Source organism: Amycolatopsis sp. TNS106, from assembly GCF_019330265.1.
Lineage (GTDB): Bacteria > Actinomycetota > Actinomycetes > Mycobacteriales > Pseudonocardiaceae > Amycolatopsis > Amycolatopsis lurida.
Window position 1 is genome coordinate 5068400 of sequence record NZ_CP024972.1, and the last position, 15473, is coordinate 5083872.

15 protein-coding genes are annotated in these 15473 nt (G+C 69.2%); 8 read left to right on the forward strand and 7 right to left on the reverse strand.

The genetic code is table 11. The features are described 5' to 3' along the window. Window positions 1-17: 17 nt before the first annotated feature. On the forward strand, window positions 18-725 hold the full coding sequence (locus tag CVV72_RS22620) for an RraA family protein (RefSeq protein WP_219145709.1): 708 nt from the start codon (window positions 18-20) through the stop codon (window positions 723-725). 309 nt (window positions 726-1034) lie between these two features. On the opposite strand, the gene CVV72_RS22625 is transcribed toward CVV72_RS22620, so the two are convergent. Further along, window positions 1035-1856: a ThuA domain-containing protein gene (locus CVV72_RS22625; RefSeq protein ID WP_219145710.1), complete on the reverse strand. Its 822-nt coding sequence runs from the start codon at window positions 1854-1856 to the stop codon at window positions 1035-1037. Between the two features lie 124 nt (window positions 1857-1980). Between CVV72_RS22625 and CVV72_RS22630 the strand changes: the two genes are divergently transcribed. Next, window positions 1981-2865 carry a LysR family transcriptional regulator gene (locus CVV72_RS22630; protein WP_219145711.1) on the forward strand — a complete coding sequence of 295 codons (885 nt, stop codon included), beginning with the start codon at window positions 1981-1983 and terminating at the stop codon, window positions 2863-2865. Between the two features lie 117 nt (window positions 2866-2982). Here CVV72_RS22630 and CVV72_RS22635 read toward each other — a convergent pair whose 3' ends face one another. Beyond that, window positions 2983-3777 (reverse strand): thioredoxin domain-containing protein, encoded by a 795-nt coding sequence (locus tag CVV72_RS22635; RefSeq protein ID WP_219145712.1) that lies wholly within the window; start codon window positions 3775-3777, stop codon window positions 2983-2985. A 2-nt stretch (window positions 3778-3779) separates the two neighbouring features. Then, a complete protein-coding gene (locus CVV72_RS22640) occupies window positions 3780-4268 on the reverse strand; it encodes a MauE/DoxX family redox-associated membrane protein (protein ID WP_219154062.1) in 489 nt (162 codons plus the stop codon). 91 nt (window positions 4269-4359) lie between these two features. Here CVV72_RS22640 and CVV72_RS22645 point away from each other — a divergent pair, with 91 nt between their 5' ends. After that, window positions 4360-5187 (forward strand): glutamate ABC transporter substrate-binding protein, encoded by an 828-nt coding sequence (locus tag CVV72_RS22645; protein ID WP_219145713.1) that lies wholly within the window; start codon window positions 4360-4362, stop codon window positions 5185-5187. Beyond that, window positions 5184-7577 carry an ATP-dependent helicase HrpB gene (hrpB, locus tag CVV72_RS22650; protein ID WP_219145714.1) on the forward strand — a complete coding sequence of 798 codons (2394 nt, stop codon included), beginning with the start codon at window positions 5184-5186 and terminating at the stop codon, window positions 7575-7577. Before CVV72_RS22645 ends, hrpB begins: the two co-directional genes overlap by 4 nt. Here hrpB and CVV72_RS22655 read toward each other — a convergent pair. Continuing rightward, window positions 7562-8350, reverse strand: a complete 789-nt coding sequence (locus tag CVV72_RS22655) for an ion transporter (RefSeq protein ID WP_034322094.1) — start codon at window positions 8348-8350, stop codon at window positions 7562-7564. The genes hrpB and CVV72_RS22655 overlap by 16 nt on opposite strands. A gap of 135 nt (window positions 8351-8485) precedes the next feature. Here CVV72_RS22655 and CVV72_RS22660 point away from each other — a divergent pair, with 135 nt between their 5' ends. From CVV72_RS22660 to CVV72_RS22670, 3 genes are read left to right on the forward strand one after another with little or no spacing between them, the layout of a single operon-like run. Continuing rightward, window positions 8486-9403, forward strand: coding sequence for an ABC transporter ATP-binding protein (locus CVV72_RS22660; RefSeq protein WP_219145715.1), 918 nt, complete (start codon window positions 8486-8488; stop codon window positions 9401-9403). Then, window positions 9400-10434: an acetylhydrolase gene (locus tag CVV72_RS22665; protein WP_219145716.1), complete on the forward strand. Its 1035-nt coding sequence runs from the start codon at window positions 9400-9402 to the stop codon at window positions 10432-10434. Before CVV72_RS22660 ends, CVV72_RS22665 begins: the two co-directional genes overlap by 4 nt. Next, on the forward strand, window positions 10431-11177 hold the full coding sequence (locus CVV72_RS22670; protein ID WP_219145717.1) for an ABC transporter permease: 747 nt from the start codon (window positions 10431-10433) through the stop codon (window positions 11175-11177). Before CVV72_RS22665 ends, CVV72_RS22670 begins: the two co-directional genes overlap by 4 nt. A 364-nt stretch (window positions 11178-11541) precedes the next feature. On the opposite strand, the gene CVV72_RS22675 is transcribed toward CVV72_RS22670, so the two are convergent. Next, the gene (locus CVV72_RS22675) at window positions 11542-12087 is read right to left on the reverse strand and encodes a TetR/AcrR family transcriptional regulator (protein ID WP_219145718.1); all 546 of its coding nucleotides are present in this window, start codon (window positions 12085-12087) and stop codon (window positions 11542-11544) included. A gap of 43 nt (window positions 12088-12130) precedes the next feature. Between CVV72_RS22675 and CVV72_RS22680 the strand changes: the two genes are divergently transcribed. Beyond that, window positions 12131-13252: an FAD-dependent monooxygenase gene (locus tag CVV72_RS22680; RefSeq protein ID WP_219145719.1), complete on the forward strand. Its 1122-nt coding sequence runs from the start codon at window positions 12131-12133 to the stop codon at window positions 13250-13252. Here CVV72_RS22680 and CVV72_RS22685 read toward each other — a convergent pair. Together CVV72_RS22685 and CVV72_RS22690 are read right to left on the reverse strand one after the other, a co-directional pair. After that, on the reverse strand, window positions 13197-13871 hold the full coding sequence (locus tag CVV72_RS22685; RefSeq protein ID WP_219145720.1) for a response regulator transcription factor: 675 nt from the start codon (window positions 13869-13871) through the stop codon (window positions 13197-13199). The genes CVV72_RS22680 and CVV72_RS22685 overlap by 56 nt on opposite strands. Then, entirely contained in the window at window positions 13846-15450 is a 1605-nt protein-coding gene (locus tag CVV72_RS22690; protein ID WP_219154063.1) for a sensor histidine kinase, read from the reverse strand. The genes CVV72_RS22685 and CVV72_RS22690 overlap by 26 nt, the downstream gene beginning before the upstream one ends. Window positions 15451-15473 lie beyond the last annotated feature (23 nt).

The following is a 15473-nucleotide window of genomic DNA, read 5'->3' on the forward strand; positions in this document are numbered from 1 at the left end:
GTCGCTAAGGTCGGGGTATGGATCCCGAGGAGCTTCGGCAGCGGTTCTCCCTGCTGACCACCGCGCATCTGACCGACGGCTGCGTCCGCGCCGGCGTCCCGGTCCGCTGCGCGCCCGCCGGTACGCACGCGGTCGTGCCCGAAAGCCGCGTCTCCGGGCGGGTCACCCCCGCCCGGCACGTCGGCAGCGTCGACGTCTTCCTGGAGGCGTACGAAACCGCGAACCCCGGCGATGTCCTCGTCGTCGACAACGGCGGCCGGCTCGACGAGAGCTGTGTCGGAGACCTCGCGGTGCTCGAAGCCGAGGCCGCCGGGCTGAGCGGCGTGGTCATCTGGGGGCTGCATCGCGACACCGCCGACATCAAGAAGATCGGGTTGCCGGTGTTCAGTCTCGGCTCGATCCCGACCGGTCCGCTCTCGGTCTCCGCCCGCCCGGACGACGCGCTCGAATCGGCCGTCGTCGGCGAGTGGACGGTGACGCGGGAAGACCTCGTGTTCGGCGACGAGGACGGCGTCCTGTTCATCCCCGCCGACCGGGCGGATGAGGTCCTGGACCGCGCCGAGGGCATCCGCGACACCGAGCGCCTCCAGGCCGAGCGGATCCGCGCCGGAGAGTCGCTTCGCGAGCAAGTGCGCTTCGCCGACTTTCTTGCGGAGCGCGCGAAGTCGCCTTCGCTGACGTTTCGGCAGCACCTGCGGTCGGTCGGCGGCGCCATCGAGGAGTAGCAAGGGACCTTTGCTACCGCCTGACTGCTGGCGGGCCGCGATGGCCGTCCGTGAAGGCCTCCTTGAGGGACCCAGAGTCCATGAAGGGCCCCTTCACTACCTTCAGGGTAGGCAAGGAGGCCTTCACGGCACCCGCGGGAGAGCAAGGGACCTTTGCTACCACTCGCGGGCCGCCGCAGCCGCCACCGGCAGCACGATCCAGCTCGTCCGGTCGGTCGACCTGCCCTGCTGAAGGAACAGCCGGACCTGGTCCGCCGCGAAGCACTCGCCAAAAATGGCATAGGGCGAACCTGGCCTGCCTGGTCCTGTTCATTCTCGTGCGGCTTGCCTTCCGCCGAGCCACAGCAGACCGTCGATGACGAAGCGGTTCTGCACCTCACTGCCGAAGGTCGACGAAAGCGGCTGGTTCGTCTCGTAGTTCATCTTGTCGTGCCCGAAGTTGGCATACAGCATCTTGTACCGGGCGTTGGTCCAGAGGATCGGGTAGTACCCGCTGTACCAGGACTGATTCGGATCGGTCCCGAGCGGGAAGCTCACCGGATCCACCGAGGCGAGGATCCGGATGTCCGGGTTCTTTCGCAGGTCCCTGTTCCAGGCGTACCACTCGCTCACCGACGAGGTGAAGGTCGTGGGCAACCGTGTGGTCGACGGATGCGGCCGGTTCTCCACCTTCAGCGTCGCCGTCGTCGGCCCCCAGGTGTTGGACTTGAACGCGCCCGTGCCGAGGAATCGGTTGTGGTACCAGTCCCAAGTGGACGGATTGGTGGTGAACGCCGCCACGTGGAAGCCGAGGAACGCCCCACCCGCGTTCATGTACCGCTCGAAGCCCGCACGCTGCGCCGAGGTCTGGGGCAGGTCGTCCAGGAACAGCACGACCTGGTACTGCGAGGGCTGCAACGAGTTCAGCCGGTTCCAGTCATTGGTCGCGGTGTAACCGAAGTTGTGCTGTGACGCGGTTTTCGGGAACCACTGGTTGGCTTCCTTGACGAAACTGATGTGCGCCGGGTCGTAGGTGCCGTTGTAGAAGGCCAGCACCTGGAACGCGGGTGCCGCCTGTGCCGTCACCGGCGCCAACGACAGCGCGAGACACGAAACGAACAGCAGAGCGAGTTGGACCGCGAATTTCCTCATACCTCACCACCCATGCCGAAGTGTGTAAATTCATATCTTGAATTAACACATGACAAAGCGCTAGGCCTGCGGAAAAGTCGGTTCCCGCTGACCGACACTGGCGCGGATCGATAACCTGGGGATTATGGAATTGCGGGATATCGAGATCTTCCTGGCGCTGGCCGACGAACTTCATTTCGGCCGCACCGCCGAACGCCTGCACGTCTCGCAGGCTCGGGTGAGCCAGACGATCAAGCAGGTGGAACGCCGGATCGGCGCGCCGCTGTTCGCCCGCACCAGCAGGCAGGTCCGGCTCACGCCGATCGGCGAACGACTGCGGGACGACCTCGGCCCCGCCTACCGAGCACTGCACGAAGGCATCGACCGCGCGATCGCGGCCGGGCGCGGGATCGGCGGCGTGCTGCGGCTGGGTTTCGAAGCACCCGGCGTCGCCGACCTGATCGAAGACCTCCTGGACCGCTTCCGGCAGCGCTACCCGGACACGGAACTGCTCATCCGCGAAGCCGATTTCGCCGATCCGATGGCGATGCTGCGATCGGGTGAGATCGACGTGCTGGCGACCCTTCTTCCGGCCGACGAGCCGGATCTCCTGACCGGACCGGTCGTGTACACCGAACCGATGGTGCTCGCGGTGTCGTCGAAGCACCCTTTCGCGCGGCGGAAGTCAGTGACCCTGGACGACCTCGCCCGCGACACCGTCCATCGCGCGGCGCATCCGCCGGAGCCGTACTGGATCGAGGAGCCACGGCAGTGGCTGACGCCGGCCGGACACCTCGTGACCCGGGGCAAACCCTTCGCGACCTTTCAGGAACTGCTCGCCGCGATCGCCACCGGCGCCGGCATCTGCCCGCTCGCCTCGCACGCGCGGGAGTACTTCAGCCACCCGCGAATCCGTTTCGTGCCTTTCGCCGGCTCTCCCGACGTCGAATGGGGCCTCGTCTGGCCGCGCTCCGCGGAGACGGCCCGCGTACACGCCTTCGCGACCGTCGCCGCCGCTTCTCGCCCCTGACCTGCGGAAAGAGAGCAAGGGACCTTTGCTACCACCTGGCCGCCCCACCGACCCCGAACAGCGTGAAGGCCCCCTTCCCTCGGCTGAGCCGAGGGAAGGGGGCCTTCACGGGAAAAGCTAGCCGGTGACCTTCTGTACCCAGTCCTGTTCCAGCTTCACGACCTGCCCGTTCGCGGTGACGGTCGGCGTGCCGAACCCGGGGCCGTTGCCGAAGTCCTGCTGCAGCGACGGATCCGTGGAGATCTTCGTGTACGCGTCCTGGATCTCCTGGTCGTAGGCGCCACTGTTGACCTTGAGCGCGAAGGCCGGGTCGGTGATGCCGACGTCCTGCCCGAGCTTGATCAGCTGCGCCTTGTCGAACCCACGTCCGCCTTCCTCCGGCTGATCCTTGAACAGCGCGTCGTGGAAGGCGAGGAACTTGCCCGCGTCGGCCGCGGCGAGCGAGGCGTTGGCGGAGTCCAGCGAGTAGCCCGGCGGGTCGGAGCGCTGGTTGAGCATCGGCAGCATGTGGTACCGGACCTGCAGGGTCCCGTTGTTCACCTGCTCCTCGATCTGTCCCTTGAACGACTCTTCGAACTGCTTGCAGACCGGACAGAGGAAATCGGCGTAGATGTCGATCGTCTTCTTCGCCTCGGGCTTGCCGACGACCACGGCCGCCCCCTCGCGCTTCTCGACGACACCGGGCGCCGAAGCGGTCGGCTGCGCGCCGATCACCTTGCCCTCGGTGCTGTCCTTGCTGGACGTCGTCCAGATCACGCCACCGATCACCAGCGCGGCGAGCACGACCACCGCGACGGTGATCGCGACGACCTTCTTCTTGTCGCCGCCCGCGACGCCCCTGGCCTGTGCCACCGAGCGCGACGCGGTCTGCTGCTGCTTGCGTTTCCGAGCGTTGCGCTCAGCTCCACCCACGATTATTCGTTCCCTTCAGCGATACCCACATAGTCGTCGTCGGCGGGGGCGCGAGAGTTCCCGAGCCAGCCGTCCACGGACAGCCAGGTCCGCGGCCGCACGATCAGCCAGACACCCAGGAGCGCGAACCCGAGGTCCCTGGCGATCTCCTGCGGATACCTCGTCTGATCCGCGGCGATCTGACCGCCACCGCCGAAGCAGCCACAGTCGATGCTCAGCCCGCGCGCCCAGGATTGGGCGATCGCGGCGATGAGCACCGCCAGCGTCAGCACCGACAGCACCGACACCCACCGGGTCACGAACCCGGCGAGCAGGAACAGGCCGAGCGCCAGTTCGACGAGCGGCATCCCGATCGCGACCGGGCGGACGAGCCCGTCCGGCAGGACGTCGAAGGCCTGGACCGCGATGTAGGTCTGCCCCGGATCGCTGATCTTCAGCGCTCCGGAAACCAACCAGACGGCGGCCAGGCCGAGCCGGGCGAGTGTGCCCACGGCGTCGAGTACGACTTGGGGCGGTCTACGCACGGGCCTAGGCTAACCGCCGACCCTGAGAACAATGTGAGGCGGCGGACGGAGGCACCCGATGAGGGGACGCAGCCTGCTGGTGGCCTGCTTGATGCTGGTCACAGCGGCGGCCTGCGGCGAAGAGGCCGGCCCGTCGGACTCTCTCGTCACGCGCGCCGTCGCGTCCAACAAGCTCACCATCGGCATCCGCTTCGACCAGCCGGGACTTTCGCGAAAAACGATGGACGGGCGGTATGTCGGCTTCGACGTCGACGTGGCGAAGTACGTCGCGAGCGAATTGGGGGTCGACGAGGATCACATCACCTGGCACGACAGCAGGCCGTCGTCCCGCGAGACGGACATCACCTCGGGGATCACGGATCTGATGGTGGCGACCTACTCCATCACCGAAAAACGCAAACAGGTGGTCGGCTTCGCCGGGCCCTATTTCGACACGGGCCAGGATCTGCTCGTCCGGCTCCGGTCGACCGACATCACCGGTCCCGAGAACCTCAACGGCCGCAAGCTGTGCGCCGTGGGCGGCACCACCTCCGCCGAACAGGTGCGCGACAAGTTCGCGCAGGCCGTCCAGCTCGTCGAATACCCGCGCTACCAGGACTGCGTCACGGCTCTCCTCGCCGGGCAGGTGGACGCGGTGACCACCGACGACGTCATCCTCGCCGGTTACGTGGCGCAGAATCCGGAGCTGCTGCGAGTCGTCGGCAAGCCGTTCTCGAAGGAGAAGTACGGTGTCGGCCTGCGCAAGGAAGACACCGAGGGGCGGGCGGCGGTGGCCAAGGCGATCCAGAAGATGATCTCGTCCGGCGAATGGCTCGAATCACTGAACCGCAACATCGGCCCGTCCGGCTACCGGATCCCGCCTCCACCGCAGGTCACCGAGAAGTGACCCTTCCCGATCTGCCGGTCCGCGCCGTCCTGCCCGAACTCGAAGCCGCGCTCGACGCCCATGGCACCGCCGTCCTCGTCGCGCCCCCGGGAACCGGCAAGACCACCTTGGTGCCGCTCGCGCTGGACAACGGCGAAGGCCGGGTGATCGTCGCCGAACCGAGGCGGCTGGCGGCGCGAGCCGCGGCGGCGCGGATGGCGTCCCTGCTGGGTGAACGGGTCGGCGAGACGGTCGGTTATTCGGTCCGCGGCGACCGGAAGGTGTCCTCTTCGACGCGGATCGAAGTGGTGACGTCGGGGTTGCTGGTCCGGCGGGTGCAGGGCGATCCCGAACTCGCCGGGGTGTCGACCGTCCTGCTCGACGAATGCCACGAACGCCATCTCGACGCCGATCTGCTGCTCGCGCTGCTCCTGGACGTGCGCGCGGGACTGCGGGACGACCTGCGCCTGCTCGCGACGTCCGCCACCGTGGCCTCCGGACGGCTGGCCGCGCTGCTCGGGGACGCGCCGGTGATCACCGCGCACGCGAGGACCTATCCGGTCGACGTCTCCTACTCCCCACCCGCGCGCGGCGAGCGGATCGAGGCGACCGTCGCCAGGGTGATCCACAAAGCACTGTCCGAAGGGGACGGCGACGTGCTCGCCTTCCTGCCGGGTGCGGGTGAGATCGCCAGGGTGAGCGGCCTGCTCAGCGGCCTCGACGCCGACGTTCTGCCCCTGCACGGACGACTGTCGGCGGCGCACCAGGACGACGCGCTGCGCCCGCGCGCCCGCCGCCGGGTGGTGCTCTCGACGTCGGTCGCCGAGTCCAGCCTGACGGTGCCGGGAGTACGCGCGGTGGTGGACTGCGGCCTGTCCCGCGTGCCCCGCGTCGATCACCGCCGCGGCCTGCCCGGGCTGGCGACGGTCCGCGTTTCGGCAGCGGTCGCGGAGCAGCGGGCCGGCCGTGCCGGGCGGGAGGCACCGGGACGTGCGTATCGGTGCTGGGCTGCGCACGAACAGGGTTCCCTGCCCGCGTACCCCGAGCCCGAGATCCGGACGGCCGAGCTGGCGCGGTTCGCCTTGGAACTCGCGTGCTGGTCCACTCCGGACGGTTCCGGCCTCGCCTGGTGGGATCCGCCCGGTGAGGGTGCGCTGGCCGCCGGGCGAGCGTTGCTGACCACGCTCGGGGCCACCGCGGAAGACGGCACGGTGACCGAGCGCGGGCGGAAAATGGCCGCTCTGGGGCTGCATCCGCGGCTGGCGAGGGCGTTGCTGGACGGCGCGGCGCGGACCAACGCGCGTTCGGCGGCCGAGGTCGTCGCGCTGCTGGACAGCGGCGGCACGCTGACCGACCTCGAAGCCGAGCTGCGGCGAGTGCGCGGTGACGAGCGCTGGAAGCGTGACGTACGAAGGCTTTCCCGGCTGGTTCCCGACGGCGGCAACGCCTCCGATCCGGCACTGGTCGTGGCGCTGGCGCACCCCGAACGGCTCGCGCGACGGCGTTCGCCGGGGACACCGGTGTATCTGATGACCGGTGGAACCGCGGCCGAACTGCCGCGCGGCAGCGGACTGGCCGACGTCGAATGGCTGGCGGTGGCCGAGGCGACCCGGGATCCCGGCCGTGCGCAGGGCATCATCCGCCTGGCCGCGCCCGCGGACGAAGAACTCGCCGTGCGCGCCGCGCCGAATCTGGTGTCCACAGTGGATGAAGTGCACTGGTACTCGGGTGACGTCGTGGCGCGATCGGTGCGGCGGCTCGGTGCGATCACGCTGTCGGAGAAACCGTTGCGCTCGCCCTCGCCGGAAGCGATCCGCGCCGCGCTGCTGGACGGGTTGCGCACCGAAGGGCTCAGCCTGCTGCGCTGGCCGGAGGACGGGAAGAGACTGCGGGAGCGGCTGGCCTTCCTGCATCGCGTACTGGGAGCGCCCTGGCCCGCTGTCTCCGACGCCGACCTAATGTCCTCTTTGGACAGCTGGCTCGATCTCGGCTCGGCCCGTCGCCGGTCCGACCTCGCCGCGCTGGACGCCGGTGCCGCGCTGCGCGGGCTGCTGCCTTGGCCAGAGGCGTCGCGTTTGGACGAACTGGCGCCGGACCGGCTGGAGGTACCGTCGGGTTCGCGGATCAGGGTCGACTACTCGGGCGAACAGCCCGTGCTCGCCGTCAAACTGCAGGAGACCTTCGGCTGGCTCTCGACGCCGAGACTCGCGGGCGTCCCCGTCGTGCTGCACCTGCTCTCCCCCGCCGGACGGCCCGCGGCGGTCACCGCGGATCTGGAATCGTTCTGGCGCAACGGTTACGCGGCCGTGCGCGCCGATCTCCGGGGGCGGTATCCGAAGCATCCCTGGCCGGAGGACCCGCTGAACGCCGCCCCCACCCGGCGCACCTCACGAGGTCAGTCCATCAGCTGATGCTGAGGCCGGGTCGGCAACTGCGCCGCCAGCTCCTCGTCGTCCTCACGCTCGTTCAGCCCCAGCTGCACGGCGCTGCGGATCTGCTCCCGATTCTCCCGGACCACATGCGCGAAGAACTCGTCGATCCGCGGATCGGTCAGCACTTCGAGGATCACGCGCATCGCGGTGTCGATCACCGAACGGACCACCTCGTCGTGGAACGGCAGCTTCGAAAGCCGCCCTGCCTGCCGATCGTTCTTGAGCTTCTCCGCGATGATCCCCCGCAACAGCGTCTGGTTCTCGCCGAGTGAGCGCGCGAGATTCTGCGGATAGTTGCCGGTTTCCAGCACTTTGACGACCTCGTCGAGCACCGCGATCGTGATCGGTTTCTTGATCGCGAGCACGATCGGCCGGGAAAGCCGTTCGACCAGCCGCTGGGTGAACCGCTCCCCGAACGCGCGGTCGGCGGTGCGCGCGAGCCGGACCAGCACCACGATGATCCGCAGCAACCGGAACCCGCGCAGCGCCGGATGCGCGATGGGGATCATGCCGAGGATCTCGTACCAGTTGCGCAGCGGGAACCGCTTCTCCCAGCCACTGCGCCGCCAGCGCCAGAGGAATTCCAGGGCGAAGATCCCGCACACCGTCGTGTCGATGACGAAGACGCGGTGCGCCGTCTCCTCCGAATGCGGGAAGAACGTCACGTAGGCGAGCAGCCCGACGGAAAACACCGCGAGTACGAGCATCACCAGGTCGAGCGGATTCACGCGCCGTTGTTCGCGGGTGGTCATGGCGCCGATTCTGCCTTTCCGCGGGGACTCGTGCCGAACGGCACCTGACGAAAGTAAGGGATGGCCGATGACTTCGGGGCACTGCGCCCGGGTGCCCCCGCGCCGGAGGATTCGGGGACACGAAGGAGGACGCGGATGATCACGCTTCGAGGACTCACGAAGCGCTATGGCGAGAAGACGGTGGTCGACGGGCTGACGTTCGCCGTCGAGCCGGGCAAGGTGACCGGTTTCCTCGGTCCCAACGGCGCGGGCAAGTCGACGACCATGCGGATGACGCTCGGCCTCGACGCGCCCAGCGCGGGGGAGGTCCACATCGGCGGCAAGACGTACGCGGACCTGCGTTTCCCGCTGCGCGAGGTCGGCGCGCTGCTGGAGGCCAAGGCGCTGCATCCCGGCCGGAGCGCGGGCAAGCACCTCCTGGCGATGGCACGCAGCAACGGGATCCCGGCGAGCCGGGTGGACGAAGTGCTCGCGACGGTGGGCCTCACCGACGTCGCGGGCAAACGCGCCGGGACGTTCTCACTCGGTATGGGACAACGCCTCGGAATCGCCGGAGCCCTGCTCGGCGACCCGGGCGTGCTGATGTTCGACGAACCGGTGAACGGTCTCGACCCCGACGGCGTCCGCTGGGTGCGGCAGCTGATGCGATCGCTCGCGGAGGAGGGCCGCACGGTGTTCGTGTCGAGCCATCTGATGAGCGAGATGCAGCTGACCGCGGACCGGCTGGTCGTCATCGGCAAGGGGAAACTGCTCGCCGACGCGCCGGTCGACGAGTTCATCGCGGGAAATTCGCGGACGTCGGTCGTGGTGCGGGTGCCCGCTCCCGCCGATCTGCGCGTCCTCGAACAGCGCCTTCGCGCGCTCGGCGCGACCACGGAGTCCGATCAGGACGAATTGCTCGTGCACGACCTGCCCGTCCACCTCGTCGGCGACGCGGTGCACGAACTCGGGATCCGCGTGCACGGGCTGGCCGAGCGGACCGCGTCACTGGAACAGGCGTACATGGAACTGACCGCGTCGTCGGTCGAATACGGAACGGGAGTCGCGGCATGAAGTCACTCATGGTCCTGGTGGCGGTGATCGCCAGCCTGCTGGGGGTGCCGGCGGCCGCGTCGGCGGCACCGGAACTGTCGCTGCCCGCGCCGGGCGGCCCGCTCCCGATCGGGTTGCGCACGCTGCACCTCACCGATCAGCGGCGAGCCGACCCTTGGGTGCCGGAGAAGCGGCGCGAACTGATGGTCAACGTCTGGTACCCGGCCGTTCCGGTCGGACGCACGCCGCTGTACATGACCAACGCGGAGTCGGCGGCGGCGGTCGCCGGGCGGAAACTCGACCTGCCGCCGGACACCCTGAGCAAGGTGCGCGTCCACTCCCGGGAGAACGCGCCTTCCCTGCCCGGGCGGCGTCCGCTGGTGGTGCTTTCGCCGGGCGCGGGCAACAACCGGATCACCCTGACGTCGGTGGCCGAACACCTTGCCGCGCAAGGTTTCGTGGTCGCCGGGATCGACCACGCCTACGAAGCATGGGCCACGGAATTCCCCGACGGGCTGCGCCAGTGTGTCGCTTGTGGACAACCGAGCGACCCGTGGCCCGCCGCGATCGCGAACCGCGCGGTCGACACGACGTTCGTCGTCGACACCCTGCTGAAGGACCGTCGATGGTCGATCGACGCGACGAAGATCGGGATGGCCGGTCACTCCGCCGGGGGTTCGGCGACCGCCGCCGCGATGGTCGCCGACCGGCGGATCAAGGCGGGCGTGAACGTCGACGGCCCGTTCTTCGGCAACGTCTCCCTCGACCGGCCGTTCCTGCTGCTGACCAGCCCGACCGGCGAGAAGTACTACCGGGCGTCCTGGGACGAGACCTGGCCGCGGCTCACCGGGCCGAAGAGGCAGGACCTGGTCGAGAACAGCGGCCATTCGTCGGTGACCGACGCCGCGATCCTGATCGACCAGCTGGGGCTGCGCCCGCACGTCCCGCCGGCCGAGGTCGAGAACCAGTACGGATCGATCGACTCGCGGAAGGCGCTGAAGTTCTTCCGTGACGAGCTGACCGGCTTCTTCAAGCAGTGGAGCGCACGATGAACACGATCTCGTCGGAATGGACCAAGTTCTGGTCGGTCCGGTCGACCTGGTGGTGCCTGATCAGCGGGCTCGCCCTGATGCTGGCCTACTCGGCGGCGCTGGGTTTCGCGCTGCGGAACGGCAGCGACCGTCCGATGGCCCCACACGCCGTGGTGACCGGAGCGGCGTTCTATCTCTCGCAGTTCGCCGTGGTCGCGCTGGCGACGCTGTTCATGACGAGCGAGTACGCCAGTGGCAGCATCCGCTCGACCCTGCAGTGGGTCCCGGTGCGGAACCGGGTCCTCGCGGCGAAGTCCGCCGTCCTGCTGCCGGTGCTGTTCGGCTACGGCGTGCTGAACACCCTCGCCGGCGTGGCGGTCTCGGCACCGCTGATCCCCGCGCCCGGTTCCTCGGTGGGCGAGGTCCTCGCGACCGCGGCGGGTATGGGCGCCTACTTCGCGCTGCTGGGCCTGCTCTGCCTCGGCCTGGGGACGGCGCTGCGCTCGACGGCGGGGACGATCGTGACGGTGTTCGTGCTGCTGGTGATGATCCCGATGTTCGCCGGTTCGCTGGGCTGGGAAGACCTCGTGAACTACTTCCCCGGCTTCGCGGGGGTCAACGCGATGGTCACGTCAGGACAGCCGAACCCGATCTTCGGTGGCGTCGCGCCCTACGCGCCTTGGGTCGGCGTCGCGCTCTGTGCGGCTTGGGCGGCGGCTGGCCTGATCACCGGTTCCACCGTGCTCAGGCGGCGGGACGCCTGAGGGAGAGCAAGGGACCTTTGCTACCGCTTGGCACGCGGGCACGTCGCGAAAGCCACTTTCAGGACGTCTGATGTCCCGAAAGTGGCTTTCGCGACACCCGTTCCGGGACCGACGAGCCCGCCGCAGCCCTCCCGGCCAAGCGATAGCAAAGGTCCCTTGCTCTCTTCCGCAGGTGACCGTGTGGATTTCTGGTCATCCGACGCACCAAAATCCACACGGTCACTACGCGGCGTACAGGGTGTGTGGAAATAGGGACACTCAACGTCCCTATTCCCACACACCCCCGGGCGGTAGCAAAGGTCCCCCGCTCCCCGGAGCCACTAAACCGCAGGTCAGAGCCCCAAGTGGTAGCAAAGGTCCCTTGCTACCCCGCCACCCCGAGCCCCGCCAGCACCTCCCGCGCCCCTCGCGTCAGCTCCTCCAGCCCCGGCGGCCGCAACGACCCCGTCCCGGCCAGCGCGTCGAAGACCGTCCCTTCCAGCCACGCGACGAGCACCCGCGCGTGCCGCTCCGGCTCCGCCGATCCGCACCCGGCGAGCACCTCCGCGCAGCGCCGCCGGATGACCAGTCCGCCTCGGTCATAGGCCTCGCGTAGCTCCGGCCGCCGCGTCGCCTCCAAAGCGAACTCGTACCGCGCGAGCATCCGCGTCCGCCCGTTCGTGATCGCCGCGTGGGCGAACCCGGCCACGTACTCGGCCAGCCGTCCGGGTGGCGGGTCGAGGGTGACCTCGTCGAGTTCGATCATCCGCGAGATCGCCAGCTCCAGCAGCGCCGCCCGCGTCCGCGCGTAGTACGAGGTCGAACCCGCCGGCAGCCCGGCGAACCGGTCGACGGCGCGATGCGTCAGCCCCCGCATCCCCTCGGCCGCGATGACCTCGATGGCCGCGTCCCCGATCATCGCCTTTCGCACTCTACAAGTGTAGTAGTACTCTACAAATGTAGAGGAGGTCGACATGGGCAAAGCGATCGTGATCGGCGGAGGAATCGGCGGACTGAGCGCCGCCATCGGACTGCACGGCATCGGCTGGGAGGTCACCGTCCTCGAACAGGCGCCGGAGCTCACCGCCGTCGGCGCGGGCATCTCCCTGTGGCCGAACGCCCTGCGCTCACTCGAAACGCTGGGCGTCCGCCTCACCCGACAACAAGAACAATCCTCCGGCGGCCTCCACGACCGCGACGGCCGCCGCATCACCCGATGGGACGCCGAGGCATTCCGCCGTCACCACGGTCGCGCGCTCGCCGCCATCCACCGCGCGGATCTCATCGGCACGCTCCGCGACGCCCTCCCCGACGGCTGCGTCCGCACGGGCGTCGAGGTCACGAGCCTCGACGATCTCGACGCCGACGTCATCGTCGCCGCGGACGGAATCCACAGCACGGCTCGCCAAGAACTCTGGCCGCGCCATCCCGAACCGGTGTACAGCGGCAGCACGGCCTTCCGCGCGGTCACCCCCCTCCCTCACCCGGCAGAACTCAGCACGAGCTGGGACGACGGCGCCGAGATCGGTGTCATCCCGCTGCACGACGGCCGCGTCTACTGGTGGGCGAGTTACGTCGCCGAAGCGGGCGTCCGGCACGAGGACCCGAAGTCGTATCTGCGAAACCGCTTCGGCGGCTGGCACGAACCGATTCCCGAGCTCATCGAGGCGACCACGCCCGAGACGCTGCTCCACCACGATCTCTACCTGCTCGGCACTCCCCTGCCGACCTACGTCAAGGGCCGCGTCGCGCTGCTCGGCGACGCGGCCCACGCGATGCCGCCGTTCCTCGGCCAGGGCGGCTGCCAGGCGATCGAAGACGCCGTCGTCCTCGCCGCCGCGCTCAGCACCATCGAAGACGTCGACGCGGCACTGAAGAGTTACGACGAACAGCGTCGCCCGCGCAGCCAAGGTGTCGTGAAAGCCTCGGTCCAGGCCGGAAAGATCGGCCCGCAGTTGCGCAACCCGCTCGCCGTGGCCGTCCGCAACGGCGTGTTCCGGCTGCTCCCCGGCGCGCTCACCGCCCGCATCGGCGCAGGCGTCAGCGGCTGGACGCCTCCGCTCCCCCGCCGACCAGCCCCGCCTCGTACGCGGTGATCGCGGCCTGCACCCGGTTCCGCGCGCCGAGCCGGTTGAGGATGGTGCTGACGTAGGCCTTCACCGTGCCCTCGACCACGAACAGCTTCGCGGCTATGTCCGCATTGGACAGTCCGGAACCGAGCAACGCCAATACTTCCTGCTCACGCGGGGTCAGTTTGCCGATCAGGGCCTTCGCCTCTTCGGCGCGGGAGACCTGGTTGCCGGAGAAGCGGGCGATGACCCGCTGCGCAACCTTCGGCGACAGGAACGCCGCGCCACCCGCGACCGCGTGGATCCCGCCGAGCAGTTCGCGCGGATCTCCCGACTTCAGCAGGAAACCGCTCGCACCGAGGCCCAGCGCACGTTCGATGTAGGCGTCCTCGCCGAACGTGGTCAGCATGATCACCCCGACCTCGGGCAGCAGCCGCCGAATCTCCTCGGCCGCCTTGAGCCCGTCCATGACCGGCATCCGGATGTCGAGGAGCACGACATCCGGCCTGGTCGCGCGGACCTGCTCGACGGCGGCGCGGCCGTCCTCGGCCTCCGCGACCACTTCGATCCCGGCGTCCGCGGCCAGGATCGCCGACACACCGGCGCGGATCATCGCCTCGTCATCGGCCAGCACCACCCGGATCATCCGGGTCCCCCCTTTGTTCGTCTTCACTGATCACATGCTTCGCCACGAGTCTCCCCTCGGCGAAGCACAGCCGGTAGGCCTCGTAGTTCAAGTTGAACACGCTGCGCTCGGTGCCGTAGTACTCGCAGGTCGCCCCCGCGGGCACCGGGGGTTCCACCACACGGGGCCGGGCTATCCGCTGGCTGCCGGGCAGGACCGACACGATCTCCGCCCGCGTCTGGCCGATCCGGATCCGGTCGTAGTCGCCACCGGCGAGTACGGAGCCGTACCACTGGACGAGGAACACCGCACCGCTGATCCCGACCACCAGGCCGAACAGCCCGATCGGCACGACGATCGCCTGGATCAGGCTGCGCCGCACGTCCCGGCGGGCGCGTTCCAGTTCCCTGGCCGATGTCGACTGTCCCACCTCGGCGTCCATCACCGCCTGGCTCTCGGGCGATTCCTCCGACGGTGCCGCGTCGTGCGGCAAGGTCGCGCTGACCTCGAATCCACCGTCGCGCGGCCCCGCGCGCAGGGTCCCGCCGACCAGCCGGGCCCGCTCGCGCAGGCCGATGAGCCCCCGCCTGCCCGACGTCCGGCCCGGCAGCGGCCCCGCGGGCGGCGCGGCGTTGGTGACCACGACGTCGGTGCGTCCCTCGCACCGCGTGACCCGGACCGTGACCGCGGCACCCGGTGCGTGTTTCACCACGTTCGTGACCGACTCCTGGACCACGCGATACGCGGCACGGTCGACCATCCGCGGCTCACCGTCGAGCCGCGCGTCCACAAAGGACTCGATCTGCACGCCGGAAGCCCTGGTCCGGTCGAGCAGTTCGTCGATGCTTTCGTGCACCGGCTCGGTCGGCGCGTCGTCCTCGCGCAGGACCCCGATGATCTCGCGCAGCCGCTCGGTCGCCGTCGCGGCGCTCTGCCGCAGCTCACCCGCGGCCTGTCGCTGCTGCTCGTCGAGGCCGCCCGCGACCTCCAGCGCCGCCGCGCGCACCGCGATGAGGCTCAGCTCGTGGCCCAGCGAATCGTGCATGTCGCTGGCGATCCGGGTGCGCTCGCGCAGGCGCGCGCGGTCGGCGATGAGCCGTTGACGGCTCTCCATCTCTTCGGCGCGACGCCAGCCGTCACTTGCCATGTCCTCGCGCTGCCGGATGTACCTGCCCAGCAGCCAGGGCGTCACGCCCGCGAAGACCAGGACGCCGAGCAGCGCACCCCAGGACGCGAACCCGTCCTTGCTCCACACGAGCGCCACGGGGACCGCGATCACGGAAACGACGGCGAACACGCGCAGCATCGGCTTCGCGACCGGCCGCCGGTAGCCGGCGAGGTAGCCCACCGCGACGAGGACGAACCCTTCCCAGATCGGCACCCGGCCGCCGAAGCTGCCCAGCACGATGAAGCTCGCGATCATGGCGATGGCGAGGGAGACCAGTGGGTACCGGCGCGACACCGCGATCGCGGCCGTGGTCGCGGTGAGCCCGAAGAGCAGCTCCCAGTGCTTCGTGCTGGATCCCGCGTCGATGACCACCCAGCCGCAGAGCCCGAGCCACAGCGCGACGTCCATGACCAGCCGTCGCCCGCGCCGCACGGGCTCCTCAGGATCCTTCACAC